Consider the following 26,694-nt stretch of genomic DNA (forward strand, 5'->3'; position numbering starts at 1 on the left):
CTTTTCCTTGCCCGCAAAAGGGTTTGGTAGCTTCACGTCAGTTTCGCTTGATATCAACCTACCCTCGACAGGTGCCTATTCGATAACTGCTTTCGTCCCAAACTCCGTCAGCCCCAACTCAGTGCCCACCTACGCCCAAATTTCGGCTGGCTCTTTTACGGTCAATGCGAATGGTACGGTCACTATCAATACCGCGGATAACACAGCGAACGATGGCGTATTCCAGTTAACCAGCGGTTCGTCGACGAGCAACACGGGGCCGACGGGCGCGACAGGCTCAACCGGAGCCACAGGTGCGACCGGCGCCACGGGCACGACGGGTGCAACAGGATCAACCGGAGCCACAGGTGCGACCGGGGCCACGGGCACGACGGGCGCGACAGGATCAACCGGAGCCACAGGTGCGACCGGAGCCACGGGCGCGACGGGCGCGACAGGATTAACTGGAGCCACAGGTGCGACCGGCGCCACGGGGACGACGGGCGCGACAGGCTCAACCGGAGCCACAGGTGCGACCGGTGCCACGGGCACGACGGGCGCGACAGGATCAACCGGAGCCACAGGTGCGACCGGTGCCACCGGCACGACGGGCGCAACAGGCTCAACCGGAGCCACGGGCGCGACGGGCGCAACAGGAACAACCGGAGCAACGGGTGCGACCGGCGCCACAGGTGCGACGGGCGATACCGGCGCAACCGGAGCGACAGGATCGACTGGTGCCACGGGCGCAACGGGCTCGACCGGCGCCACGGGCGCGACGGGCGAAACCGGAGCCACAGGTGCGACCGGAGCTACGGGCGCGACGGGTGACACCGGCACAACCGGTGCCACAGGCTCGACCGGCGCCACGGGCGCAACGGGTGACACCGGCGCAACCGGGGCCACAGGTGCGACCGGAGCTACGGGCGCGACGGGTGACACCGGCACAACCGGTGCCACAGGCTCGACCGGCGCCACGGGCGCAACGGGTGACACCGGCGCAACCGGGGCCACAGGTGCGACCGGAGCTACGGGCGCAACGGGCGACACCGGCGCAACCGGCGCCACAGGTTCGACCGGCGCCACGGGTGCCACGGGCGACACCGGCGCAACCGGAGCCACGGGCTCGACCGGAGCCACGGGCGCAACGGGCGACACCGGCGCGACCGGAGCCACAGGATCGACTGGTGCCACGGGTGCAACGGGTGACACCGGCGCAACCGGAGCGACGGGATCGACCGGCGCCACGGGTGCAACGGGTGATACCGGCGCAACCGGGGCCACAGGTGCGACCGGCGCCACGGGCGACACCGGCGCGACCGGAGCCACAGGATCGACTGGTGCCACGGGTGCAACGGGTGACACCGGCGCAACCGGAGCTACCGGGTCGACCGGCGCAACCGGCGCAACCGGCGCAACCGGCGCGACGGGCGACACCGGCGCAACCGGGGCCACAGGATCGACCGGCGCCACGGGTGCAACGGGCGATACCGGCGCAACCGGAGCCACAGGATCGACCGGCGCCACGGGTGCAACGGGCGACACCGGCGCAACCGGAGCCACAGGATCGACCGGCGCTACGGGCGCGACGGGTGACACCGGCGCAACCGGAGCCACAGGTTCGACCGGCGCCACGGGTGCGACGGGTGACACCGGTGCCACCGGAGCCACGGGATCGACCGGCGCCACAGGTGCGACGGGTGCAACGGGCGACACCGGTGCAACCGGAGCCACGGGATCGACTGGTGCCACGGGTGCGACGGGTGACACCGGCGCAACCGGAGCCACGGGTGCGACTGGCGCGACGGGCGACACCGGCGCAACCGGAGCCACAGGTGCGACCGGTGCCACGGGCGCAACGGGTGACACCGGCGCAACCGGAGCCACAGGTGCGACCGGCGCGACGGGTGACACCGGCGCAACCGGGGCCACAGGTTCGACCGGAGCAACGGGTGCAACGGGCGACACCGGCGCAACCGGAGCCACAGGCTCGACCGGCGCAACGGGCGACACCGGCGCAACCGGAGCCACAGGATCGACCGGCGCCACGGGCGCGACGGGTGACACCGGCGCAACCGGAGCCACAGGCTCGACCGGCGCCACGGGTGCGACGGGTGACACCGGCGCAACCGGAGCCACAGGCTCGACCGGCGCAACGGGAGCAACAGGCTCGACTGGTGCCACAGGTGCAACGGGTGATACCGGCGCAACCGGAGCAACGGGATCGACCGGCGCCACGGGTGCAACGGGTGACACCGGCGCAACCGGAGCAACGGGCGCGACTGGCGCCACCGGCGCAACGGGCGACACCGGCGCAACCGGAGCCACGGGTGCGACCGGAGCCACAGGTGCAACGGGTGACACCGGCGCAACCGGAGCCACGGGATCGACCGGCGCCACGGGTGCAACAGGCGACACCGGCGCAACCGGGGCCACAGGTGCGACCGGCGCCACGGGCGCAACGGGCGACACCGGCGCGACCGGAGCCACAGGATCGACTGGTGCCACGGGTGCAACGGGTGACACCGGCGCAACCGGAGCGACGGGATCGACCGGCGCCACGGGTGCAACGGGTGATACCGGCGCGACCGGGGCCACAGGTGCGACCGGCGCCGCGGGCGCGACCGGCGACACCGGCGCAACCGGAGCCACGGGATCGACCGGCGCCACGGGTGCAACCGGCGATACCGGTGCAACCGGAGCCACGGGTTCGACCGGCGCCACAGGTGCGACCGGCGCAACCGGCGCGACGGGTGATACCGGCGCAACCGGAGCGACGGGCTCGACTGGTGCCACGGGTGCGACGGGTGACACCGGCGCGACCGGAGCCACAGGTGCGACCGGAGCAACGGGAGCAACGGGTGATACCGGCGCAACCGGAGCTACAGGTTCGACCGGAGCCACGGGTGCAACAGGCGACACCGGCGCAACCGGGGCCACAGGTGCGACCGGCGCCACAGGTGCGACCGGCGCCACGGGCGCGACCGGCGACACCGGCGCAACCGGGGCCACCGGCGCAACCGGAGCCACGGGGTCGACCGGCGCCACGGGTGCAACCGGCGATACCGGTGCAACCGGAGCCACGGGTTCGACCGGCGCCACGGGTGCAACGGGCGACACCGGCGCAACCGGAGCCACGGGGTCGACCGGCGCCACGGGTGCGACCGGCGATACCGGTGCAACCGGAGCCACGGGTTCGACCGGCGCCACGGGCGCGACCGGCGACACCGGCGCAACCGGAGCCACGGGATCGACCGGAGCAACGGGAGCAACGGGTGATATCGGCGCAACCGGGGCCACAGGTTCGACCGGAGCCACCGGCGCGACGGGCGATACCGGCGCAACCGGAGCCACGGGATCGACCGGCGCAACCGGGGCCACAGGTGCGACCGGCGCCACGGGCGCGACCGGCGACACCGGCGCAACCGGAGCCACAGGATCGACGGGTGCAACGGGTGACACCGGTGCGACCGGAGCAACCGGTACTACGGGTGCAACGGGGAACACCGGAGCTACCGGTTCGACTGGCGCAACAGGTGCAACCGGCGCGACTGGTACCACCGGCGCAACCGGTGACCCTGGCGCCACTGGGGCGACAGGAGCAACGGGTGCCACCGGAGCGACCGGAGCCACGGGTGCGACTGGAGCGACAGGTGCGACCGGAGCTACGGGTGCAACCGGAGCGACGGGAGCCACAGGTGCAACTGGCGCAACCGGAGCGACCGGGCCGAAGGGTGGCACCGGAGCCACGGGAGCGACCGGAGCTACGGGTGCAACTGGAGCCACCGGAGCTACGGGTGCAACCGGAGCAACGGGAGCCACAGGTGCGACCGGCGCAACCGGAGCGACTGGGCCGAAGGGTGGCACCGGAGCGACCGGCGCGACTGGAGCCACAGGTGCGACTGGTGCAACGGGAGCCACAGGTGCAACTGGCGCAACCGGCGCGACTGGAGCCACGGGTGCGAGTGGAGCCACCGGAGCGACAGGTGCGACGGGAGCCACAGGTGCGACCGGCGCAACCGGAGCGACCGGGCCGAAGGGTGGCACCGGAGCCACGGGAGCGACAGGTGCGACCGGAGCTACGGGTGCAACTGGAGCCACCGGAGCTACAGGTGCAACCGGAGCAACGGGAGCCACAGGTGCGACCGGCGCAACCGGCGCGACTGGGCCGAAGGGTGGCACCGGAGCGACCGGCGCGACTGGAGCCACAGGTGCGACTGGTGCAACGGGAGCCACAGGTGCGACCGGCGCAACCGGAGCAACCGGGCCGAAGGGTGCCACCGGTTCGACCGGAGCAACGGGTCCTGTTGGAGCGACGGGCGCGACCGGGTCTTCAGGCGAGCATGTTGTGACCGAGAATGGTCCAACCAACGGTGCGACGATCGTCGCCGCGAACGAGACGCTGATCCTGACAGGCAGCAACCTGTCCGGAACGGTCGACCTCTACAACGCGACGCTCGTGATCGAGGGAACGAACAACGGTGGCCTGACGATCGATATGGCGTGGGGAACCGTCAACTCCGTCGATCTCCTGCAGGTCTCCAACAATGCGGGCAAGAACCCGTCCATCGAACACTTCAATGCTGGCGACAGCATCGGAGGTGTCGCTGCCGGCGTGCCGAGTTGGAATGGCAGCGGTCAGTTGTTCTTCGACGGTGGAAAGGTAACCATCGACGACAGCAACCAGACCGGTGCCGGATTCTATCCCAACAGCGGTACCGCAAGCTACGATGGTCACACCTACACGGTGTGGACCCTCGATCCGCCGGCAGGTGTAACGGGCGCGACCGGAAGCACGGGAGCGACGGGTTCGACCGGAGCAACGGGGCACACCGGTGCAACCGGAGCCACGGGTGCGACCGGCGCAACCGGTCACACCGGTGCGACCGGAGCCACGGGCTCAACCGGTCACAACGGCTCGACCGGCGGCACCGGAGGCGCGGGTGCAACCGGCGGAACCGGAGACGACCACCACCACTCCAAGCTGACGACAACGATCGACCAGCACAGTGTCGTCGGGCCTTGGAGGGCGATGCTGCTGCCGACGCAATCCGCGCTGATGAGGCTGGAAGACACCGTCCAGTCCCTCGATCACACGGGCGCCACGCAACTGAAGGCGGATCTCACCACCATCAAGAGCTTGGCCGACAGCCTGCTGGCCAGGATCGACCAGTCGAGCGCAGGCTCGGCGAGCGATCCGCACCACAGCAGCAGTACGGGCAGTGTCGGCCACGCGGACGATCGGCCGAACTGGATCAACCATGTGTCGAAGCACGACACCTAGCGGTTGAGAGGAGTAAGGGAACGGGCGCCAAAGCCAATGCCAAGGCGCCCGTTCTTCATCAGCCAGATGATGTCAGGCACGAGCGCAACTAGCCGGCGTCGCTTCCTGAAGCTGACGGCGGCCGCCGTTCTTGCAAGCAGGAGCACCGTGTCCGCGCGGGCAAGCACGAGCAATCTGTTGACCGCGCCGATCCAGTTGCAAGGCGATTGGAACTCCGGCGATGCGACGCTGCGCGTATTGACGCGGGTCAGGGCGGTCGATCTCTACAAGCTTCGCTTATTGTCCGATCGTCAGCCCGCAAAGCTGCTGATCGAAAACCATCATCAAGGCCCGCCCGCCATCTGGCTGCATCGTGATCAGCCGGAAACGGCTTCTATCATCTTGAATGTCGGCGCGGCCGATTGGTGCAAGCTTGCCTATCAGTTCGGGCACGAGCTCGGGCATGTGCTCGCCAACAGTTGGCAGCTTTCGGCAAAACCGCAGCCACCGACGCAATGGCTTGAAGAAGCCCTGGTCGAGACCTTCTCAATTCGTGGGCTCGGGCTGCTTGCGGATAGCTGGAAGCAATCGCCGCCGTTTGCCGGCGATCAAGCGTTTGCCGGTGCGATCCGGCAATACCGTGCAGATCTGCTGCAGGCGAGCAAGTCCGATGGCGCCGCAGGTTCACCGGACGACGCTGTCTCGTGGTTTCATAGCAACCGGGAGCCACTGGCAGCGGGGCAGGCCGTTCCGCGCGGCCCGGCCATCCTCGGTATCCTGGCCATCTATGAAAGCGGACGTCCGTGTATCGAGGACCTCGGCGCGCTCAATCGCTGGCCGGAACGAACCTCGCTTCCGATCGACGCCTATGTCGCGCGCTGGAAACGAAGCTGCACGGAAATAGGCACAAGCGGGGAGTTGCCGTCTCGTCTGGAACAATTGTTTGGGCTCGCCTGAAGGCGGCGAGATCCGCGCGCGTGACGTAAACCATGCATCATACTTCAAGGGTCAGTCCGGCTCAAAAACGTTGATTTTACCGAGGCATAGTGAAACACTACGGCATATTGCTATTGGAGATTTATTTTGGCCGGGCCAGGTAGCGACCAGGCAGGCGAAAACAAATATGTTCGCCCGCTGCTAAAGGCGATTGCCGGCTTGAGCCCTGGCGATGAGGCGGGGCGACATCGCCTCTATGATCGTGGCCGGTCGTTGCTCGCCAACCGTCTAAGGGAGCGTGACGATCTCACGCAGGCAGAGAGCGAAGCCGAGGCGCGCACGTTTGACGAAGCGGTCAACCAGGTCGAGATCGAAGCGCGCGCCGTAGCGTTGTCATTCAAGCGGCGCGAACCTCAGCAGTTCAACATCGCGACGATCGCCTTCCCGGAATCCCGCATTGTGGAGGCGCCGCCACCAAACGGTGTTGGGCATCGCTCGAACCAGGGGGACCAAACCCCTTCGCGCCCGCCGCCTGCGCGGTCTTTCGCACCGCGCAAGGTCAGCGGCGAACTTGGCGGGGGGCTCGACGGCGCCTGGAAGCGTGTCGCTCCCCAACTGCGTGGCGCGGCGAAGCACGCCAAGCGCCGGATGGTTGCGGTGGTCTCGGATGTAAAGCTCCGGTTCGCTCGGAGTGCCTCTCGCTCCGCCGGGACGGATGCTACTGCGAACCAATCTGCACCTGAGCATGGCGTCGGCAGGGCGGCCCAAACAGTTCTGAAGATCATGCCTGCTACGCCGGACGAGGGCGCCAGCGGCGTCTCCAACCCGCTGAGCCAGATCCGCTTGCAGGCGCTGGTCCAGGTGGCGCGCCACCATGGCGTCGAGCTCGATGTCAACGAATTCAGAGGTGACGCATCGCAATCGCTCCCATCGGCCGCGGCGATGTCGGAGTGGGCGCAAAACGCGGGGCTATGGTCACGTGCCATTCGTACCGGATGGCGCAATTTGTTGCGGATGAGCAGTGCCGAACCGGTGGTCCTGTTGTTCAAGGATGGCAGTGCAGGGCTGATGGTCGGCGCCATTGCCGAGCAACACGTCATCCTGATGCGAGAGCCGAGCGCACCGCCGGAGGCGCAGCCCGTCGCGGTCGACGAGCTGCGCCTTGCGCAAGTCTGGGATGGCGAGGCGATTTTGGTGCGCGCCAATCGCGGACGAACCGCTGCCGACACGCCGTTCAGCTTGCGATGGCTCTCAGACCTTGTGCTGCAGGAACACCGATCGCTGCGCGACATCGGGATAGCTTCCGTCACCATCAGCTTCCTCACCATTTTTCCGCCGCTCCTGGTAATGACGATGGTGAACAAGGTGCTCCAATTTCACAGCACCTCCACGTTGATCTTGCTGTCCGCGGTGATGGCGGTGGTCGTGGTGTACGAGGCGATCCTGGGGCATGCCCGCCGCCTGATCATTGCGGTGGTCGGCGCGCGGCTCGATGCGAGGCTCAATCTGCATGTCTTCAATCGACTGTTGCGCTTGCCGCTCGATTATTTTGAAAGGCATCCGGCAGGCGAAACCATGTTTCGCATCGCCCAAGTCTACAAGGTGCGGCAGTTTCTCACCGGACGTCTGCTGACCACGTTCCTCGATTTGATAACGCTCTGCGTCCTGCTGCCATTCCTGTTTTACCTGAGCGCTATTTTGGCCAGCATCGTGCTCGGCTGCGCCGTCGTGATCCTGCTGATCATTCTCGCTTTCCTCAAGCCGATGCGCGAGATGTATTCCCGGGTGACTACGGCCGAAACCTGGAAGTCGGCCACCCTGGGCGAGACCATCGTGGGCATCAAGACCGTGAAGGCCCTGGCGCTCGAACCGCAGCGCCGGTCGTTGTGGGACGAGCGGATTGCCGAAGCCGGCAAGTGGCAGCTTGCGTTCAGCAAGCTTTCCAACTGGCCTCAGACGCTCGTCACACCGATCGAGCGCATCATGGTCATCGGCACCGTGATGCTGGGCGCCTACATCGCGATGAACGATCCGTCCGGCTACATGGTCGGAGGTCTGTTTGCTTTCCTGATGCTCTCCGGACGCGCGGCGCAGCCGCTGGTAGGGTTGGCGCGGTTGATCGAGGAATACGAGGAGATCGGTGCGGCAATTGGCGAGGCGGCTTCGGTGCTCAACCGGCCGGCCGAGAGCAATGCGCGATCTGCCGGGCTGCGGCCAAAATTCGCCGGCGAAATTTCGTTTCAGGACGTTACGTTCACTTACATCAACACCACGGTGCCGGCGCTGGATCGCGTCACTTTCTCGATGCCGGCCGGAACGACGCTTGGAATTGTTGGACGCAGCGGCTCCGGCAAGTCGACGATTACGCGTCTGCTGCAAGGAATCAATCGCGACTACAAGGGCTTCGTGAAGATCGATGGCGTTGATTTGCGCGATGTGGATCTGCGCCATCTGCGCCAAAGCCTGGGGGTCGTACTGCAGGAGAATTTTCTGTTTCGCGGCTCGATCCGCGACAACATTATCGCGGGTCGACCCGGCCTGACGCTGTCGGACGCTGTGTACGCCGCGCGGCTCGCCGGTGCGGAAGAGTTCATCGAGCGTATGCCAAGCGGATTCGATACCTACATAGAGGAAGGTTCACCCAACCTTTCAGGCGGTCAGCGTCAACGTCTTGCCATTGCACGGGCACTGATCACCGACCCACGCATTCTCGTCCTGGATGAAGCAACCAGTGCTCTCGATCCGGAAAGCGAAGCCGTAGTGACCGGCAACCTGGAGCGGATTGCAAGCGGCCGCAGCATGATCATCGTTTCGCATCGGCTGTCTTCTCTGGTCGCTTGCGATCAGATCCTGGTGCTGGAGCAGGGCCATATCGTTGATTGCGGCAAGCATGACGTGTTGGTGGAGCGGTGTGCGATCTATCGCCAACTCTGGAATCAGCAGAATCGCCATATGGGGGCGCCAAAGCCCAGCGCGGCACCTCGATTGGTCACGGGGGCACCGGATCAATGAGCGAGGTCCAAACGCCGTCACTGCCGACGCTGTTCGGCTCCAGAAAAAACGATCCGACCTTGCCGATCATCCTGGAATTCCAGCAACCCTCGACGGCTATCGTCAACACACCGATCCCGCGTTCGGCCCAGCACATGATCTGGCTGGTGGCCAGCATGGTGTTTGCGTTGATCGTGATTGCCGGCGTATTGCCGGTCGATCAGGTGGTTTCCGCGCGAGGAATCGTCGTCTCTCAGGCACCTACAATTCTGGTGCAACCGCTCGAGACTTCAATCGTGCGGTCGATCGACGTGCGGGAGGGACAACGGGTGCATGCCGGAGACGTGCTTGCCCGGCTCGATCCGACCTTTGCGGAAGCCGATCTCGTCGCGCTCGAAGATCAGGCAAGCAGCCTCGACGCGGAGGTCGCGCGGCTCCGAGCCGAAGCCGGAGGTCAGGCTTTCAAATTTGACGGCGACGATCCACATTGGATGTTGCAGGCCTCAATCTTCGAGCATCGCCATGCGCAGTTCGATCTCAAGCTGCAGAACTATGATCAGAAGCTTAAGGAGCTGGATTCCGTCATCGCCCGTTCGAACTCGGACGCGGCCGGCTATCGCGAGCGTCTTGATGTCGCCCAGAGTATTGAGGACATGCGCAAGAAGCTGGAAGCGACACAAACCGGCAGCCGGCTGAGCTCGCTGATCGCCAAGGATAGCCGCGTGGAGATGGAGCGCGCCCTCGCAAATGCCGTCGCGACCGGCGAGGGTGCCAAGCGCGACCAATCGGCGCTCGCCTCTGAGCGGGACGGTTTCATTCGCGGCTGGAAGGCCGAAGCTTCGCAGAAGCTGCAGGAAAGCTCGGTCAAGGCAGCTAACACCCGCGAGCTTGTCGCCAAAGCGAAGCTGCGGCGGAGGCTGGTCGAGTTGCGCAGCAACGTGGATGCAATCGTCCAGGCAGTCTCGAAAGTATCGGTCGGCTCGGTGATGCAGTCAGGACAGCAGTTCATCACTCTCGTGTCCACTGACGCCCCGCTTGAAGTGGAAGCCAACATTCCCGGCCGGGATAACGGCTTTGTCCATGTCAACGATCCGGTCGCGGTCAAGTTCGACACCTTTCCATATTCGCAATACGGCATGGCGGAAGGCACCGTCCGCGTGGTGAGCCCGGATGCCTTCAATGCGCAGGCCGAGGCGCGCAATCCGACGAGCGCGGTTCCGGCATCCACGACGACGGAGCCGTTTTATCGCGGGCGTATCAGTCTCGACCGGATGGCTTTGCACGATGTGCCCGCGGGTTTTAAGCTGGTGCCTGGCATGCCCGTGACCGCCGACATCAAGGTCGGGCAGCGTACGGTCCTGAAATATCTGCTTGGGCTGATGCTGCCGGTGACCCAGGAAGCCATGCGGGAGCCTTGAACCTGGATGGACCTGCGACGAACGACGAAGCGGTTGAAATATGCTCTTTGATCGACTGATTGGCAAAGCTTCGCCAGCGTCCGCGCTGCGCCGCGGATTGGGGCTGCTTGAAAAGGAGCAGTTCACCGAAGCTCTGCCCTTGCTCGCACAGGCCGCTCAAGCTGGCTTGCCGGAGGCTGCGTATCAGATTGGCCGGCTCTACCTGCAGGGTTCAGGCGTTCCGTACAGCCAGAGCGAGGCGGTCCGCTGGCTGCAGCAGGCCGCGTTGCACGGCAATGTCGAGGCCCAATGCTTGCTGGCGGCGCTCGTGGTGCAGGGGCTGGTGTCCGCTCCCGGGACAAGTGCTGACGAAGGTGCGGCGCGGCTGTTTTCCACGACTGCAACGAACGTCGCCAACCCAACCCCTGATTTCGAAGCTGCGCACAAATGGGCTCGTATGGCCGCACAAGCCGGCTCGGCGGAGGGACAGGCCTTGCTCGGCTATGTGTTGACCTATGGTCCGGACCATTTGCGCAATCTGGACGAGGCACGAGACTGCTATAGACGTTCGGCTTCGGGCGGCTGCGCGCAAGGCCATCTCGGCTATGCGCTGGCACTTGCGGGTGATGCCCAGCTCTCGGAACGCAAGACGGAGATAGCCGAGCATATTCGCGCCGCGGCCGCAGCCGGCATTCCTTCCGCCGTTTACATGTTCGGTGTTCTCGCTGAAGAGGGAACCGGCGTCGAGCAAGATTCGGCCCGTGCTGCCGATCACTATCGAAAGGCGGCAGAACTCGGCCACCGCGGGGCACAGCTGAAATGGGGAGTGGCCTTGATCGAAGGCAAGACCGTCCCTCCGGATCCGGTACTTGGAGAATCATGGCTGAGACGCGCTGCGCTCGCCGGAGATCCGCGCGCGGCCGAGATGATTGGGGATCTTTACACCAAGGGCGGCCCAATGCCGCCGAACTATTCGGAAGCCGCGAGCTGGTACCGGCGCGCCGCGGAGGCCGGCAGCGCAACCGCGGCGCGTTCCTTGAGCTCGTTTTACATGACCGGTGCGGGCGTGCCCGCTGATGCTGAAGAAGCCGCAATATGGTTACGCATGGCGGCAGAGGCTGGAGATGCCGGCGCCCAGCTCGACCTGGCCCAGCAGCTGCTTGCGGGCGTCGATCTGCCCGGTGGGCGACCGCCGGTGACCGACTGGTTCAGGAAGACCGCCGCGGGCGGCGACCTCGTCGCGGCCTTCAATCTTGGAGTCTGCTTGCTGCATGGCGCAGGCGCCGAGCGGGACGATCAGCAGGCAGCGATCTGGCTGCGACGCGCGGCGGAGGGCCTGCCGGAAGCCCAATACATGCTTGGTCGGCTGCTGAGCGAAGGCCGTGGCGTCCAGGCAGACCTGAAAGCCGCGCGCGAATGGTTTGCGCTTGCTGCCGAGGCCGGCAATGCGGACAGTCAGGCAGCCTTGGCCGAAATGCTGGTCAACGGCCGCGGCGGTGCGACCGACATCGCGAAGGCGATCAAGCTTTGTGAACAAGCCGCTGCCAAGGGACATAGCGGTGCGATGTTCGCACTCGGCGCCATCCATGGCGGAGGGCACGGCATCGCGGTCGACCGGGCTAAAGCCGTGCGCTGGTTTCGAGCCGCCGCCGAACTTGGCCACGGCCATGCCCAGCTCATGCTCGGACGCTATTTGCGATCCGGAGCCGGCGAACCGCAGAATCTACGCGACGCGCAATATTGGTTCGAGAGCGCCATAGAACAGGGGATCCTGGAGGCTGAAGCCGAGCTCGCCGAACTCTCCGCGGTTACTTCGAAAGTCGCTGTTTAGCACTGCAGACAGGAACCTGGCTCATCCCCGATTAAAGCCATTCTCCGAACATACGGAACCCACCGTTTGCTCGCTGATTGTGAGGAACGACGGCGAACCAGGGAATAGCCGTGGATTTCAACCGTAGCTTTAAGGGACAATCCGGTTCGCGCTCGTTGTTTCGCGCTGTGTCCTGCTGGCCTGTTGCTGGGCCGCGCGCCAGGCCATCGAGGAGGAGGCGGAGCCGGCAGCGCTCAACTTGAACGGCGCGCTCGCGGATTGCCGCAGCGTCTTCCCGGATCAGATCGCACAGGCGGAGGCCAGGGCACCCTGCGTGATCAAGACGACGGAGCTCGTACGGCCGCTGCTTCCGTTTCGGACCGCATTGATTCAGCATCATTCAGCTATGGGGAATCCTGAATGTGGATTGGTCCTAGCTAATGCAACGCGACAGATCGATCCCTGGCCTGCTGGATGCCACCGGCAAGCGCCTTTGCGTATAGCTCGCGTGCCTTCGTCACATCGCCGCGTGTTCCGTACGTCTTCCACGTGGAAAGAACGAGGGGATCATATGTCTCCGCGAGCATGAAGCTCGCCTGTGCGTTTCCCGTCTCGACAGCGTGTTCGAGCACGATCCGCGCTGCACCGATATCCCCCTGGCCGAGCAGGGTGCTGGCGCGCGCCAGCAACCTGGCCGCTTCCGGACCGCCTTGCGTCTCAGCGACCGCTGGCTGCCCTGTCGCAGCCGCCTCCGCGACTTGAGTCAGCGTGGGTTCGCGGCCCGGTACCGATACCTCGGCACTGTCGCGCTCCTTCCTCAGAGACTGTCGCAGCTCCGCTGTCATGCTCTCGGCAGCTTCCTTGAGTTGCTTGAGCTGCGCCGCTTCGTCACCCGCCCTGCTCGCCAGCGCCACCTGCCTCTCGATGTCCCGCTGCGCCCTTGCGAGCTCGCTCGTCAGTGCCTCGGCCCTCTCGTGCTCTTTCTGCAGAGACTGTCGCAACTCTGCCGTCGCGCTCTCGGCGGCCTTCTTCTCCTGCGTAGCCTCGTCGCCCGCCTTGCTTGATAGCGCCACCTGTGTCTCGAGGTCCCGCCGCACCCTCGCAAGCTCGCTTGAGAGTGCCTCGGCCCTGTCGTGCTCCTTCTTCAGAGACTGTCGCAGCTCCGCCGTCGCGCTCTCGGCTGCCTTCTTCACCTGCACCGCTTCGTCACCGGCCTTACTTGACAGCGCCAGCCGGGTCTCGAGGTCCCGTCGCGCCCTCGCAAGCTCGCCAGTCAGCGCCTCGGCCCTGTCATGCTCCTTTTGCAGAGACTGTCGGAGCTCCGCTGTCGCGCTCTCGGCGGCCTTCTTCACCTGCACCGCCTCGTCACCGGCTTTGCTTGACAGCGCGAGGTGCGTGTCGAGGTCCCGCCGGGCCTTCGCAAGCTCACCAGTCAGTGCCTCGGCCCTGTCGTGTTCCTTCTGCAGAGACTGACGCAGCTCCGCCATCCCGCTCTCCGCGGCCTGACTGAGCTGCGTCGCCTGATCGCGCGCCTTGTTCGCCCGCGCTACCTGCATCTCAATGATCTGCTGCGCTCTCGCCAGTTCATTGGCTAGGGCCTCTGCGCGGCGCCGCTCCTTTTCCAAAGACTGTTGCGCATCCGCCTGCAATGCCTCCGAACCTTGCTTGCCCTGTGCGGTATCCCGCGGTGCCTGTGAGATCGCCCGGTCCGCTTGCTGATGAAGAGCCGGATCCCGCGCCAATGAATCGGCTTTTTGCGAGCCCTGGCTTGGGACCGGGGTCTCTTGCTTGACGGCCTCCACGCCAGCTGTGCCAGTCCTGACGTTATCCTGCTCACCAATGTATCGCGTCACGTGGGCGACGAGCTCAGCGTGGAAATTCCAGCCGATGAGCGACGCCCCGACCATCACCGCGGCGATCGAGGAGATGGCAAACCAGCGCCGCCGCGGTTCGCGCTCCGGTTTGCCCTGCGCGGCCTGCGCTTCGAACCGGACGACACTGACAGGGTCCGCGTTCGTAACCAGACGAGTTAATTCCGTCACCCTCGCGCGTTCGGCCAGGCCCGAGGGGAAACAAAAGGAGCGGGGCCCTGGCGACGCCGGGGGGGCGATCGATCCAGTTTCCTTTGGCGGAACAAATTCATCTTGCAGAACAAATTCATCACCTTCCTCGGGAAGGTGCATTGTTAGCCAATGCGTCGCCGTGATCTCGCTTGGCTCGCCATTTTTCTTAATCCACCCGCGCCCGTCAGCCGACCACTGAGCAGATTCGAAGCTTCCGCTTACGTCATCCTCGAGAATGACGAATGTCCCATCCTTTGGAGCGGTGTCGATCACGCGGCGCATGAAAAAGACGCCTATTCGAAGCGGCTATCCAATTTTTCAGAAGGACTTCGCGAATACACAGACCCTACTCCACCCCATCAAAGGCCTCAAGATAATAGTAATTTGGGTGCCTGAGCTGGAGGCGGACTCGCTGCAGAGCGCGAGGCGCTGGAGACTTCGGTTGCGGTCCGATCGTGGATGGCGTGGCCCGCATCCGACCTACCAGGCTGCGCGCGCCACGGCTGCGGGCCGAAACTTGTCCGCCACAGCGGCCGTTCTCAGGCGCAAGAATAGTTCTGGTCAAACCCCGTACTTTTGCGGGTCAATGTTAACTCCCGTGCCGCCAAAGCAGATCACCGCTTATGCGCGTGGACGCGGAGCAGGTTCAAGCAAGAACAATGTCCTGCCGGAGCGAAACGTCCAGATTCAGAAGCTTCACTCGCAGCTCCTCGATGAAGAGCGCGGCAGGCAATCGGGAGCGCCGGCCGACGCGAGCAGGCCGCCGCTGGCGGTCGCGCAGTGGCGACAATCGAGCCCGGAGAGTGGCGGGCGGCTCGGAGGGGATTCTGGGAACTGCTTTTGAGGTGGACGATCCTGGGGAGTGCCGGGTTGCGTCCGCAGGTCTCAGTCGACAATGATAGGTAGCGCGGGACGGAAAGCATGCATTCAAGCAACAGCTCGCTTCAGACGGATACCGAGAACGGGATGAGCGCGGCGCCTGCACGCAGCGATCACCTTCGGCCCTGGCTGCCACTCATGTTCGGGGCCACCGCCTATCTGACGCTCATTGGCCGGATTAGCAGCTTGTTGAGGGATGCGGACATCTACTGGCATATCGTGGTCGGCCAGTGGATCATTGATCATCGTGCCGTACCTCACGTCGATCCCTTCTCCTTCACGATGCGCGATGCGCCCTGGATAACCAGCGAGTGGCTATCGGAGGTGCTTTATTTCGCGGCGTTCAAACTGGCCGGATGGCCGGGACCTGCGTTGCTTGCCGCGTTGTCGGCGTCCGTCGCGTTCTTCCTGCTGACATACTTGCTGCTGAAACGGCTGCCGAATGTACCGGTCATGATCCTGGTGAGCGGCGGACTCGTCTTGACGTCATTCCACATGCTTGCACGGCCGCATGTCCTGGTCTTTCCCCTGATGGTGCTGTGGGCTAATGCGCTGGTTCAGGCGAGCGAGGAGCGACGCGCACCTTCGTTTGCCTATCTCCCGCTCATCACGCTGTGGGCGAACCTCCACGGAAGCTTCACGCTGGGCCTGGCGTTGATTGCGCCATTCGCCTTGGAGGCGGTCTGGACTGCAGACAAATCTGCGCGCGTGGCCACCGCGTCGCGCTGGCTTCGCTTCGGCGTGCTGGCGTTCGTCGCCGCCTGCATCACGCCGTACGGGCCGGAGTCGATCCTGGTCACATTGCGCATTTTGAATCTTGGCCCAGTCCTTTCAACCATTGGGGAATGGAGGCCGGCACTGGGTTTCGACGGATTCAATCCCGTTACAACATGCTTCTTCGCCGGCATGGCATATGTTCTGTACAGCGGGCTCAAATTACCTCCGATCAGGGTCGCCGTGCTGCTGGCCGTGGTCTACCAGACGTTCGCCCACGTACGTTATGTCGACGTTTGCGCGCTGGTGGCGCCGTTTTTCATTGCCGGTCCCCTGGCACAGCACCTGGCGTCGCCGCAGCCGCAGAACCGGAAAGTCGTCCCCGCGTCACGGACAGCCTTTGCCGCCGCGATCGCTGGCCTCATGATCGCGACTGGTGTGATCGTGGCGACGAAGGACCACGCGCCGCCATCTGCCCCGCGCGCTGCGGTGGAAAAGCTCAAGCAGCTGAAGGCAAGTCGAATACTGAACGACTACTATTTCGGTCCCTATCTGATGTCCGAGGGCATTCCGACGTTCATCGATTCACGGGCCGAATTGTATGGGCCGGTCTTTCTCAGCCGCTATGTGCGAGCCGTATCGCTCGAGGATCTCGCGGACTTCGTCAAGTTGCTCGATGAGTACAAGATCGACGCAACGCTGCTGTTCCCATTGACCCCGGCCGTAGCGCTGCTCGAACGAATGCCGGAGTGGGAGCGAATTCACTCCGACGAAACGGCCGTCGTCTACATCAGGCGAACGCGTGGAGCCAATTCGGAATCCCGGAATTAGCCCCGTCTGCTCGACGTTCTCCAAATCGCCGTCGGCGGAATACCTTTGGCTGCTCAGCACCTACAAATGGGCGGCCGTACGCTCTGGGGCACCGGCACCGTATTCGCACGGGGGAGCCAAAACGGCGGACCGCCGGGAGTCAAAAATCCCGGGAATTTCAGGCAATTTCGCTCCAACATCTTTGGAGGTTGCGCTGGGAATGCCCGTCGACGGCTGCGCCGGTAGGGTTAATAAACGATTACCAAGTGACAGCTTTCTCGCAACAGATTATAAATAAAACCAAGTTGGCATCGGATTTTGCCCGGCCGACCGTATTGCGTAAATTCATCGTAGTAAATTCATCGTAAAAGGGATATTTTCCTATGCTCAAGCTTTATGTCCAGACCACCGAATCGATCAAGCGTCTCGCCTCGGACAAGGACGGCGTTGTGTCGTTCGAGTACGTGATCGTCGCCGCTTGCATCGTTGCCGCCGTCGCCGCCGCGTTCGGTACCGATACGACCAAGGGTATCGGCAAGGCGCTGAGCACCGCGATCGCCAGCATCAGCACCGCTCTCACCACCGCCGTTTCGGCCTAAATCCCAACGTTGACGGCGGTTGGCAGATTTTTTCTGCCAGCAGCTGCCAACAGGATTGCAATGTCGGCAAGGATGAGGAGGCTGTTTCCATGTTGCGTTGTTACATCAAGGCCAGGGACGCGTTGCTGCGCCTGAGCACGGACAAGGACGGCGTTGTGTCGTTCGAGTACGTGATCGTGGCGGCTTGCGTCGTTGCCGCAGTCGCTGCCGCGTTCGGTACCGACACCACCAAGGGCGTCGGGCAAGCGCTGAGCACCGCGATTGCCAGTATCACGACTGCAGTTACTACCGCGGTTTCTGCCTAAGTAGGGAGACCGCGCTCGGAGGGGGGACATCATTTATGCCCCCCGCCTTTTTTGAGGCATTCATTTTATGAACTGGATTGCGTCCACGACCTCGTGTCTGGAAATCGCATTGTTGTTCTATGTCGCAACAATCGATATCGCGACACGGTTGATCCGAAATGAAATTTGTCTGGCGCTGGCGTTCCTTGGGATCGTTGGTCAAGTGGCCGGCCCTATGCAGATTGGCCAGTCGCTGATCGTTGCTGCAATTCTGTTTCTGGTGCTGTTCGTGATTTACCAGCGCGGAATGATCGGCGGCGGCGACGTCAAATTGCTGGTTGCCCTGGCGATCGGTCTGCCGCTGAGCGGCGTGATTGAACTGTTGACCGTAACTGCATTGGCCGGTGGCGCTCTGGCCGCAGTGCATTTGATGATGCGCCGCCTGCCGTCTCCCAGGCTGACGCCCGCCGGATCGTCGCTGGTGCGAAGGGTCTACGCGGTCGAGCGCTGGCGTCATTTGCGACATGCGCCGCTGCCCTACGGGGTTGCCATCGCATGCGGCGGTATCTGGACTATTTTGAACGAAGGACTTTTTTGAGCAAAGGATTTCGACATGTCGTCCGCTTTGCGCGTCTCAATCATTATGGTGCTGTTGCTTGCGGCTACGGCGCTCGGGCTCATTGCCTTCAACCTGAACCAGCCGAAAGACGCGGTCGTGGCGCAGGTGGTCGCGGAAAAGGCGCCGCCCGCGCCGGCGACCGTCGGTTACTTTGTTACGACACGTGGGCTTTCGAAAGGGACGCTGGCGCGCGACGAGGATTTCGCCGTGCGCCAGGCGGCGCCAAACCGCGTCCCCGCCGGGGCGATCCTCGAAACGCCTGACTCCAAGGCCGGACTTCCCGGTTCTCTGGTTCGCAAGTTCGTCGAAGCCGGCAGCGCCATTACCCTGGAGGACATTCTGCGTCCGAAGGATCGTGGCTTCCTCGCCAGCGTTCTGGCGCCGGACAGCCGCGCGATCAGCATCAAGGTCGACGAGGAAACCGGCGTCTCGGGGCTGATCAGGCCGGGCGACAATGTCGACGTGGTCCTGACCCAGGTGTTCGAGAAGGCGGATCCGGTGCGGCGGGCTGTGAGCGAAACCGTTCTGTCCAACGTGCGCGTGATCGCGATCGACCAGGAGATCGCGCAAGGCGGGCGCACCATCAGCAATGCCGTCGTAGGCAAGACGGCGCAAACCGTGTCGCTGGAGCTGAAGCCGGAGCAGGTCAAGAAGGTCTCCGTCGCAAAGCAGCTTGGGACGCTCTCGCTCGTCGTCAGATCTGCGGCCGAGCAGTGGGAAAAGGCCGCCGACTCGGGCGCGACATCCAGCTGCGATGTGTCGCCGGAGCTGGCGCGCCAGAGTGCGGTTGCCGGCCAGAGCACGACGGTGGCGATCTATAACGGCCGCGAGCTCAAGCAATACTCGGTCAGGAAGCGGGATCAGGACGACGACGCTCTCTCCGCCTGCGATGGGGCGACCGACGCTGCCCGCGAGGCGGCCACGGCGGTGAGCGATGCGGGCAAGGTTCCGGAGAAACGTTGATGAGTGTGAACATGGCAGTGGTGGAACCACCCGTAGAGACGACGTCCGTTCTCACGCGTAACCGTATCGTCTGCTTCGTGAACGACGAGTTGAGCGCTGCGGCGCTGCGCAAGGGCCTCGACGGCAGCAACCTGATCATCCGGCGGGGCAACATCCGTCACGCGACACGAATGCTCGAGACCGACACCGATCTGTCGGCGCTGGTGACCGACATCAGCGATATTGACGATCCGTTCACCGAGCTGGAGCGTTTGGCGAGCGTCTGCCCGCCCGACGTCAAGGTTTGCCTGATCGGCGAGAACAGGGAAATCACCTTCTACCGCGAACTGATGGAAATCGGACTTACCGAGTACCTTCCGACGCCGATCACCCGGGATATTGTGCTGGACCAGCTCCGGCCGAAGCTGCTTGGCGAAGTCGCGCCGGCGCAGAATGATCGCGGCGGGCATGTGGTCTCGATCTGCGGTGCACAGGGCGGTGCTGGAGCCACGAGCATCGCGATCAACCTCGCGCTGCAACTGGCCGAGACCACCAAGGCCAAGGTCGCGTTGCTCGACCTGCACCTGCAGGGCGGCGAGACCGCGGTGATGCTGGGGGTTCGCCCCGGTCCGGGGCTGCGCATTGCCCTCGAGAATCCGATGCGGGCCGACACGCTGTTCCTCGAGCGCGCGGCGATCGAGGTGAACGACCGGGTTGTCCTGATTTCCGGCGACGAAGACCTCGATGCCAAGCTCGATATCACCGAGGCTGGCGTCCGCCACGTGCTGGGTCTGCTCCGGCAGCGGTTCAACTACGTCGTCGTCGACGTGCCGGTGCCGTTTCCGGCATCGATCTATCCAGTGATTCAGATGTCACGTCACGTGCTGGTGCTGCTGGAAGCCGAGGTGACCGGCCTGCGCAACGCGCACGCGCTGCGCAACGCGGTCACCAACATCGCGGGCAAGGATCGCGTGTTTACCCTGCTCAATCGTGCCGACCGCGCCGGCGGTCTGCCCAGGGCGACCATCGTCAAGGCTCTTGGCGCTGAGCCGGACATGGTGATCCCTGACCTCGGCAAGGGAATGACCCAGGCGGTCAATCTCGGCATTCCGGCGCTTAAGCACGTATCCAGGTTGCGGCGACACCTCGCCCCGATCGTACGCGAGATCACCGGCGTCGGCTCCATGAAAAAGGCCGGCTGGAAGAGGTGGTTCGGGCTATGAAAAAGTTCGGCAGGCGCGCAGACGAAATGCCACTGCGGATGGCGGGAGCGGTGCTGGTCTCGCCGCCACCGATACCAGGCGCGCAGCCGGTCGCGCCGGCGGAACCGGACATGGCGCCATCGGTGTCCAGCCTGTTCGCATCGCCGCCGAAGCATGAAGAGCCTTTGCACCATCCGGTGATGTCGGCGTCGCTGCGTGAACGGGTGATCGAGCAGATCGAGCCGGCGGTGGCCACGACCGTGCCCCGCGACGTGCTGCGGCGGCAGATCGAGGAAATCATCCACGGCATCGCCAACCAGGAGCGGATGGAACTGTCGGGCCGCGAGCAGCTCTTCCTTGCGGAGGAAATCGCCGACGACATGACGGGCTATGGGCCGCTTCGTCCGCTTCTGCTGGATGAGTCGATCAACGACATCATGATCAACGGGCCGAACAACGTCTATGTCGAGCGCAGCGGCAAGCTCGAGCGGGTCGCGGTCCGGTTTCGCGACAATGATCACATCGCCGCCGTCGCACAGAAAATCGCCTCGCAGGTCGGCCGTCGCGTCGACGAGTCAAGCCCCATGGTGGACTGCCGCCTCCACGACGGCAGTCGCGTCAACATCATCCTGCCGCCGCTGGCAATCCATAGCCCCTGTATCTCGATCCGAAAGTTCCCGAGCCGGCGTTTCAATATCGCCGGGATGATCGAAAACGGAACGATGCCCGCCGCCCTCGGGCAGCTCCTGGAGATCGCGTCCCGCTGCCGGCTCAACGTGCTGGTCTCCGGCGGCACCGGTTCGGGCAAGACGACGCTGCTGAACGCCTTGAGTCAGTTCATCGACCACAGCGAGCGCATCGTCACGATCGAGGACGCCGCGGAGCTGCAGCTTCAGCAGCCGCACGTGATCAGCCTGGAGACGCGGCCGCCGAGCCTTGAAGGCACAGGGCAGGTGACGCAGCGCGACCTGCTGTGGAACGCACTGCGCATGCGGCCGGACCGCATCGTGGTGGGCGAGGTGCGCGGCGCCGAGGCATTCGACATGCTGCAGGCGATGAACACCGGTCATGACGGATCAATCTCCACCGTGCATGCCAACAGCGCCCGCGATGCCCTGACCCGCGTGGAAAACATGGTCCAGATGGGGCAGGTCAATCTGCCGTCGCGCGCAATCCGGTCGCAGATCGTCGCCGCGCTGGACCTCATCGTGCAGGTCGAGCGCATGCGAGACGGACAACGGCGCATCGTCCAGGTCAGCGAGGTGATCGGCCTGGAGGGTGAAGTGATCACCACCAATGACATTGCGCTGTTCGAATACAAGGACGAGGACGTTCACGGGCGGATATCGGGCACCTACAGGTCCACCAACGCGGTGCCGAAATTCAAAAGCCGCCTCGTCTATTATGGGCTTGATCGAGCCTGGGCCGAGGCGATGAGGCAGATCTGATGTCGACGACGTTGATCATCGTTTTGGTGCTTCTGCTGGCTGCGTCGGCGAATACCCTGCGGCTCGACAAGCGCGAGAGGCGGATGGACCGCCAGCTCGAGATTGCTCTGCCGGCGTCTCAAGCGGCAGTCCTGGTGTCGATCCGTCGCGCGGCCAAGACGTCCCGCTGGAACATGATCTATCGCTTTGCCAATTACCGCCCCGAGATTGTGTACTTTCTGCGCCCGATCTACGTGCTGCTTGCAGGAATCATGTCAGCGGCGGGAGTCTTTTACGTCAATCAGTTCCTGAGGTTCCCCGGCCACTATGCGGCGATTGCGGCTGCGGTCATCGCCGTTCTGGTCGTGCGCGGCCTGTTCGGATGGCAGCGACGGATTTTCGCAAATCAACTGTTCCAGCAGCTTCCCGACGCGGTCCAGCTGGTGACGAGCACCGTCCGATCGGGGTTGCCTGTCAACGAAGCGTTTCGCACCATCACCCGCGAGATGACGCAACCGACATCCGGGCAGTTTGCGATCGTCTGCAGCGAATTGAATCTCGGCAGGTCGCCCGAGGACGCCGTGGAGGAGATCTATCAGCGAACCGGGGTGCCGGAGTACGCGATGTTTGCGGTGACCCTGGCGGTGCAGTTGAAGACCGGCGGCAGTCTGGCGGAAACGCTGCAGACGCTCGGCGAGACGGTGGGGCAGCGGGTCGCGCTGGCGGCGCGTGCGAAGGCGTTGGCGGGAGAGGTCATCTTCTCGTCGCGCGCGCTCACATTCGCGCCGCTGATCGTCGGCGGGCTGCTTTACTGGATCAACCCGCAATCGGTCGATCTGCTGCTGTTCGATCCGGAAGGAAACATGCTGCTCGCCTACGCGGCGTGTTCGGTCCTGATGGGGCACTTCGTGATCCGCTGGATGGTCAGAAGGGAAACGTCGTTATGACGACTGGTCTCGGTTTAGCGGCTCTCGCCGTCGCAGCCATGGCGGGGACCTTCCTGCTGATCATCCGCGAGATACACCTCCGCGCCCTGGACACGCGTGTTTCCAACGCCGTGCTGGGCATCCCCGACCGATCGAACTCGTCGAGGGATTTGATCAGCTGGCTTTCGGCGCTCGGCACGCGTTACCGGCGGTTCTACGGTCAGGAAAACCTTGGCGAGTTGCGGGTCATCCTGCAATCGTCGGGTTTCAACCATCATCGAGTGCTGCCGATCTGGATCGGCTTCAAGACGGTCAGCACGTTCTTGTTTCCGATCGCAGCTTTCTCTGTCGCGCAGATTCTCGGAAACCCGTTCACCGACGTGATGATCTTCACGTTCCTTGGGCTGGCACTCGGAATCATGGGCCCACGTCTGATTCTGCTCGTCATGAAGCGGCGCTTCGATTCGGCGATTCGGCTGGGCACGCCCGATACAATCGACCTGCTCGTTGTCTGCAGCGAAGCGGGTATGGGGCTGGAGAGCGCGCTGGAACGCGTGGCGGAGGAGATGAAGGAGACCAATCCCGCCATTACCCAGGTGTTGCGCGGTCTGCTTGATGATCTCCGGGTCCTGCCGAACCGCGCCGAAGCATTCGAGAAGCTTGCAATGACGTCGGAAGGTCTGCGTCGCTTCGGCACCATGGTCAGCCAAAGCCTGCAATACGGCACGCCGTTGAGTCAGGCCTTGCGCAGCATCGCGACCGACTTGCGCCGGGAGCGCATCACCAAGCTGGAAGAGAGGGCGCACAAACTGGGCGCCAAGCTCACCGTTCCGATGGTGCTGTTTCTGCTCCCGGCAATGTTCATCATCCTGGGCGCAAGCCCGTTCCTTCACCTTATGCGTACATTCAGCAGCATCGGTAAGTAAGCCATGAGTGCAAGCACAATGACTCTGTCGTCGACAAACCTGGCTTACGATCGGGTAACCCGGTTGCTGGGCAGCGCGTGGTTCCTTCTCCTGGGACTGACCGTAACTGTCAAGCTCGGCACGTCGGCCGGCGATCCCTGGCCGTCGCTGGTGTCGAGCCTTTGTCTCGCGGTGTTTTACCTGCTGCTGGCGCTGCTGGTGCTGACCCGGGCGCCGGCGAAGGCGCAGGCGGAAGGCCTGCTGCCGAGGATAGCGGCATTCGTCGGCACCTATTGGCCGTGGACGATCACGTTCTTTGCGAAGACCGAGGGGGCACTGCCAAACCTGGCGTCGACGGTTTGCGTGCTGACCGGCATGATCATGATACTCGTCACCATCCGGCATCTCGGGCGGTCTTTCAGTGTGGTCCCACAGGCACGTTCGGTGGTGCAGACCGGTCCGTACCGCTGGATCAAGCACCCGCTCTATCTGTCGGAAGAAATCGTGTTCCTGGGTGTCGTGTTGCAGCATCTGAGCCTGATGACCGTGGCTCTGCTGATCCTGCACATCGGCATTCAGGTCTGCCGGATCCTGTACGAGGAGGACGTGCTTCGGCGCAATCTTCCTGAATACTCCAGCTACGAAGCATCGCGCTGGAGATTGATTCCCTACGTTTGGTGAGTGGCCATGCACAGCAGGAAAAATCGTGTGAGCGCCAAGCGTTCTCTGATCGCCGATCAACGCGGCACCGTCGCGTTCGAGATGCCGATCGTCTACCTGTTCCTGCTCATGCTTGTGCTTCTGCCGCTCTCCGATCTCGCGATCGCGGGCTACAAATATGCATCGGCGTGGGACGCGCTGCGCGCGTTCGGGCAATCCATCCAGTACTCGCCGCCGCCCGATGTGACGAATTCCTCGAGCTGGGCGTCGACCGCGCTCGCCAAGGCGGATTCCCGTTACCCGATCACAAGCATCACCCTGATCTGCGGCGACAGCAACGCCGTGTGCTCGAGCGCCAATACTCAGTCGCCGAAGTTCTATTCTTACAGCACGACCATCACGCTGACGCCGATGGTGCTGAGGTCGGCGTTGTGCACGAGCGGCAATACCAATACCTGTTCCTACACCTTGCCTTATACCGAACGGTTTCAATAGGAGTGTGCCATGCGTAATGTGCTCCGTTGCCGCCGAGGATCGGCTGCATTCGCAACCGCGGTCGCGATGATCCCCATGATCGGCGTGCTCGCGCTCGGAGGCGAAGCCGGGGGCTGGTATGTCACCCAGCAGCGTGCGCAGAATGCTGCCGATGCGGCCGCCTATTCGGGCGCCCTGCAAGTGGCCTGCCTCGCTGCCGGATCGTCCTGCACCGCGACGGGTACGGCCGTCACTCGCGGTAAGCAATCTGCTGCGCAGAATACATTCTGCAATTCGGGCGATACCTCCTATACAGGCTCCAAATGTGTGACGAGCCTTCCGAGCGGTATCTCGCAGAATGTCCAGATCGCTTCACTTGCGTCGTGGGGCGGAACGGCCGGAACCTACGTTCAGGCCACTGTCAGCCAGACGCAGCCAACGTATCTGGCGAAAATGGTCGGGCTTTCCACCGTAACCATCGGCGCGATCGCCGTTGCCAAGGTGCAGGGTGCTACCAAGCCGCCATGCGCGCTGGCGCTGACCGGCACCATCGGCTTCCAAGGTGCTCCGACCATCGATGCGCCCAATTGCGGCATGGCGTCGAACGACGCCGCCAGCAACGCACTCAACTTCACCGGCGGCGGGATGACCATCAATCTCGGCTCGCTATCGGCGGTCGGTGGCTGCACAGGGACCGCGTCATTCTGCAACACCGCTTACACCTACATGCCGCCGGTGACTAATCCATTCTCTGCCTTGGACGGCGTAACGTTGCCGACGCTTACTAATTGCTCAAGTGGCAGCAGTCTGACAGCCTATACTGCGGCGACCCCGTGCAAGAACAACAACGTGAGCTTGACGGGAAATACCGCGATCAATCTGACGGGAGGTGTCTACTTCATCTCCGGACAGCTGGAGCTGAGGGGCACGACGGCCATCTCGGGCACGGCACTGTTCATCCTGCTGCCTGGCGCAAGTTTCAGCATGAGGGGGACCGGCACGATCACTATCACGGGCAATGCCTCAGTGAGCACCACGCAGCTGCCGACTGTATTGCAGCCCTACGCTAGCCTGTTCTCCTATATGGCGATCTATGACCAGAGCAACGTTGCCGTGCAATTTGGAGGTAACAGCAACATCAATCTGAGCGGAACGATGTACGTGCCGAATGCGTCCGTGACGTTCCAGGGCAATCCGACGATCGATCTGGGTGGCGGAAAAGGCTGTGGCGAGTTGATCGCTGCCTCGATCGCCTTCAACGGCAGCGCCAATTTCAACAGCACCGGGTGTTCGGCGGGCACGGTGCCCTCGACTCCCCAATATGTCCAGTTGGTGCAGTGATGAGGAGGAGGCTCGATCAGCGCGGTGTGGCGGCGTTGGAGTTTTGCCTCATCGCCATACCGCTTTTCACATTGATCTTCGCGATCTTCGATCTCGGACGTTACGCGATCACCCTGCAATCGTTGCGTACGCTCGCGAACGCCGGCGCCCGGGCGATCATGATCAATTGCTATACCAACGCCGTCATCCAAAAGAATGCTCCGACCGGCTGCACCGGCGATCCGTTGCCGACGAATGCGGCAAAACAGGCGGTGGCGCCCTTCCTGTTTAATGGCGGTCTCACGCCGACGCTGAACGTCCCGGCGACGGCAAGCAGTCCGCTCGTCGTGACGGCATCTTCGCCCAGCTTCAAGATGCTGATGCCGGTCTGGGGCACCACGCTCAACGCGCCGAGCGTGACGACCAAGATTCCATTCTGAGGTGGCCCGATTCGTCGGGGCCGATGGGGGCGGTTTGCTGGAGCGGCAGCCGCC

Annotated in this window: 19 protein-coding genes; 18 read left to right on the forward strand and 1 reads right to left on the reverse strand. The window is 63.7% G+C overall.

Annotation, left to right across the window (positions count from 1 at the left end):
* Nucleotides 1-121: 121 nt before the first annotated feature.
* From ACVIGB_RS48745 to ACVIGB_RS48765, 5 genes are all read left to right on the forward strand, one after another.
* Nucleotides 122-5,263: a beta strand repeat-containing protein gene (locus ACVIGB_RS48745; RefSeq protein ID WP_456725321.1), complete on the forward strand. Its 5,142-nt coding sequence runs from the start codon at nucleotides 122-124 to the stop codon at nucleotides 5,261-5,263.
* Nucleotides 5,264-5,440: 177 nt separating this feature from the next.
* Entirely contained in the window at nucleotides 5,441-6,199 is a 759-nt protein-coding gene (locus tag ACVIGB_RS48750) for a hypothetical protein (RefSeq protein WP_456723886.1), read from the forward strand.
* 126 nt (nucleotides 6,200-6,325) lie between these two features.
* Nucleotides 6,326-9,190, forward strand: coding sequence for a peptidase domain-containing ABC transporter (locus tag ACVIGB_RS48755; protein ID WP_456723885.1), 2,865 nt, complete (start codon nucleotides 6,326-6,328; stop codon nucleotides 9,188-9,190).
* 59 nt (nucleotides 9,191-9,249) lie between these two features.
* Nucleotides 9,250-10,587 (forward strand): HlyD family type I secretion periplasmic adaptor subunit, encoded by a 1,338-nt coding sequence (locus ACVIGB_RS48760; protein WP_456723884.1) that lies wholly within the window; start codon nucleotides 9,250-9,252, stop codon nucleotides 10,585-10,587.
* A gap of 97 nt (nucleotides 10,588-10,684) precedes the next feature.
* Nucleotides 10,685-12,397 carry a tetratricopeptide repeat protein gene (locus ACVIGB_RS48765; RefSeq protein WP_456723883.1) on the forward strand — a complete coding sequence of 571 codons (1,713 nt, stop codon included), beginning with the start codon at nucleotides 10,685-10,687 and terminating at the stop codon, nucleotides 12,395-12,397.
* Nucleotides 12,398-12,813: 416 nt separating this feature from the next.
* On the opposite strand, the gene ACVIGB_RS48770 is transcribed toward ACVIGB_RS48765, so the two are convergent.
* A complete protein-coding gene (locus tag ACVIGB_RS48770; RefSeq protein WP_456723882.1) occupies nucleotides 12,814-14,721 on the reverse strand; it encodes a hypothetical protein in 1,908 nt (635 codons plus the stop codon).
* 639 nt (nucleotides 14,722-15,360) lie between these two features.
* On the opposite strand from ACVIGB_RS48770, the gene ACVIGB_RS48775 reads away from it, so the two are divergent.
* The 13 genes from ACVIGB_RS48775 to ACVIGB_RS48835 all read left to right on the forward strand — a co-directional run bounded on the left by ACVIGB_RS48775 (nucleotide 15,361) and on the right by ACVIGB_RS48835 (nucleotide 26,640).
* Nucleotides 15,361-16,863, forward strand: a complete 1,503-nt coding sequence (locus ACVIGB_RS48775; RefSeq protein ID WP_456723881.1) for a hypothetical protein — start codon at nucleotides 15,361-15,363, stop codon at nucleotides 16,861-16,863.
* A 362-nt stretch (nucleotides 16,864-17,225) separates the two neighbouring features.
* Nucleotides 17,226-17,441, forward strand: coding sequence for a hypothetical protein (locus ACVIGB_RS48780; RefSeq protein WP_229164720.1), 216 nt, complete (start codon nucleotides 17,226-17,228; stop codon nucleotides 17,439-17,441).
* An 89-nt stretch (nucleotides 17,442-17,530) separates the two neighbouring features.
* Nucleotides 17,531-17,746, forward strand: a complete 216-nt coding sequence (locus tag ACVIGB_RS48785; protein WP_456723880.1) for a hypothetical protein — start codon at nucleotides 17,531-17,533, stop codon at nucleotides 17,744-17,746.
* Between the two features lie 67 nt (nucleotides 17,747-17,813).
* Complete coding sequence (locus ACVIGB_RS48790) at nucleotides 17,814-18,323, forward strand: A24 family peptidase (RefSeq protein WP_456723879.1); 510 nt, start codon at nucleotides 17,814-17,816, stop codon at nucleotides 18,321-18,323.
* A gap of 15 nt (nucleotides 18,324-18,338) precedes the next feature.
* On the forward strand, nucleotides 18,339-19,307 hold the full coding sequence (gene cpaB, locus ACVIGB_RS48795; protein ID WP_456723878.1) for a Flp pilus assembly protein CpaB: 969 nt from the start codon (nucleotides 18,339-18,341) through the stop codon (nucleotides 19,305-19,307).
* 11 nt (nucleotides 19,308-19,318) lie between these two features.
* Nucleotides 19,319-20,509 carry an AAA family ATPase gene (locus tag ACVIGB_RS48800; RefSeq protein WP_456749414.1) on the forward strand — a complete coding sequence of 397 codons (1,191 nt, stop codon included), beginning with the start codon at nucleotides 19,319-19,321 and terminating at the stop codon, nucleotides 20,507-20,509.
* Between the two features lie 110 nt (nucleotides 20,510-20,619).
* Nucleotides 20,620-21,936, forward strand: coding sequence for a CpaF family protein (locus tag ACVIGB_RS48805; protein ID WP_456725251.1), 1,317 nt, complete (start codon nucleotides 20,620-20,622; stop codon nucleotides 21,934-21,936).
* Nucleotides 21,936-22,862 carry a type II secretion system F family protein gene (locus ACVIGB_RS48810; protein WP_456723876.1) on the forward strand — a complete coding sequence of 309 codons (927 nt, stop codon included), beginning with the start codon at nucleotides 21,936-21,938 and terminating at the stop codon, nucleotides 22,860-22,862. The genes ACVIGB_RS48805 and ACVIGB_RS48810 overlap by 1 nt, the downstream gene beginning before the upstream one ends.
* Complete coding sequence (locus ACVIGB_RS48815) at nucleotides 22,859-23,767, forward strand: type II secretion system F family protein (RefSeq protein WP_456723875.1); 909 nt, start codon at nucleotides 22,859-22,861, stop codon at nucleotides 23,765-23,767. The genes ACVIGB_RS48810 and ACVIGB_RS48815 overlap by 4 nt, the downstream gene beginning before the upstream one ends.
* A gap of 3 nt (nucleotides 23,768-23,770) precedes the next feature.
* Nucleotides 23,771-24,427: a methyltransferase family protein gene (locus ACVIGB_RS48820; protein WP_456723874.1), complete on the forward strand. Its 657-nt coding sequence runs from the start codon at nucleotides 23,771-23,773 to the stop codon at nucleotides 24,425-24,427.
* A gap of 27 nt (nucleotides 24,428-24,454) precedes the next feature.
* Nucleotides 24,455-24,901 carry a hypothetical protein gene (locus tag ACVIGB_RS48825; RefSeq protein ID WP_456723873.1) on the forward strand — a complete coding sequence of 149 codons (447 nt, stop codon included), beginning with the start codon at nucleotides 24,455-24,457 and terminating at the stop codon, nucleotides 24,899-24,901.
* A gap of 9 nt (nucleotides 24,902-24,910) precedes the next feature.
* Nucleotides 24,911-26,221, forward strand: a complete 1,311-nt coding sequence (locus ACVIGB_RS48830) for a pilus assembly protein TadG-related protein (RefSeq protein WP_456723872.1) — start codon at nucleotides 24,911-24,913, stop codon at nucleotides 26,219-26,221.
* Entirely contained in the window at nucleotides 26,167-26,640 is a 474-nt protein-coding gene (locus ACVIGB_RS48835; RefSeq protein ID WP_456723871.1) for a TadE/TadG family type IV pilus assembly protein, read from the forward strand. Before ACVIGB_RS48830 ends, ACVIGB_RS48835 begins: the two co-directional genes overlap by 55 nt.
* Nucleotides 26,641-26,694: the final 54 nt, after the last annotated feature.

It is taken from the genome of Bradyrhizobium sp. USDA 4341 (assembly GCF_054063755.1).

Bases quoted from the DNA above. Each gene is read 5' to 3' on its own strand.
- ACVIGB_RS48770 (WP_456723882.1), bottom strand. From the start codon at position 14,721: ATGCGCCGCGTGATCGACACCGCTCCAAAGGATGGGACATTCGTCATT.
- ACVIGB_RS48775 (WP_456723881.1), top strand. From the start codon at position 15,361: ATGCATTCAAGCAACAGCTCGCTTCAGACGGATACCGAGAACGGGATG.
- ACVIGB_RS48780 (WP_229164720.1), top strand. From the start codon at position 17,226: ATGCTCAAGCTTTATGTCCAGACCACCGAATCGATCAAGCGTCTCGCC.
- ACVIGB_RS48785 (WP_456723880.1), top strand. From the start codon at position 17,531: ATGTTGCGTTGTTACATCAAGGCCAGGGACGCGTTGCTGCGCCTGAGC.
- ACVIGB_RS48790 (WP_456723879.1), top strand. From the start codon at position 17,814: ATGAACTGGATTGCGTCCACGACCTCGTGTCTGGAAATCGCATTGTTG.
- cpaB (WP_456723878.1), top strand. From the start codon at position 18,339: ATGTCGTCCGCTTTGCGCGTCTCAATCATTATGGTGCTGTTGCTTGCG.
- ACVIGB_RS48800 (WP_456749414.1), top strand. From the start codon at position 19,319: ATGGCAGTGGTGGAACCACCCGTAGAGACGACGTCCGTTCTCACGCGT.
- ACVIGB_RS48805 (WP_456725251.1), top strand. From the start codon at position 20,620: ATGGCGCCATCGGTGTCCAGCCTGTTCGCATCGCCGCCGAAGCATGAA.
- ACVIGB_RS48810 (WP_456723876.1), top strand. From the start codon at position 21,936: ATGTCGACGACGTTGATCATCGTTTTGGTGCTTCTGCTGGCTGCGTCG.
- ACVIGB_RS48815 (WP_456723875.1), top strand. From the start codon at position 22,859: ATGACGACTGGTCTCGGTTTAGCGGCTCTCGCCGTCGCAGCCATGGCG.
- ACVIGB_RS48820 (WP_456723874.1), top strand. From the start codon at position 23,771: ATGAGTGCAAGCACAATGACTCTGTCGTCGACAAACCTGGCTTACGAT.
- ACVIGB_RS48830 (WP_456723872.1), top strand. From the start codon at position 24,911: ATGCGTAATGTGCTCCGTTGCCGCCGAGGATCGGCTGCATTCGCAACC.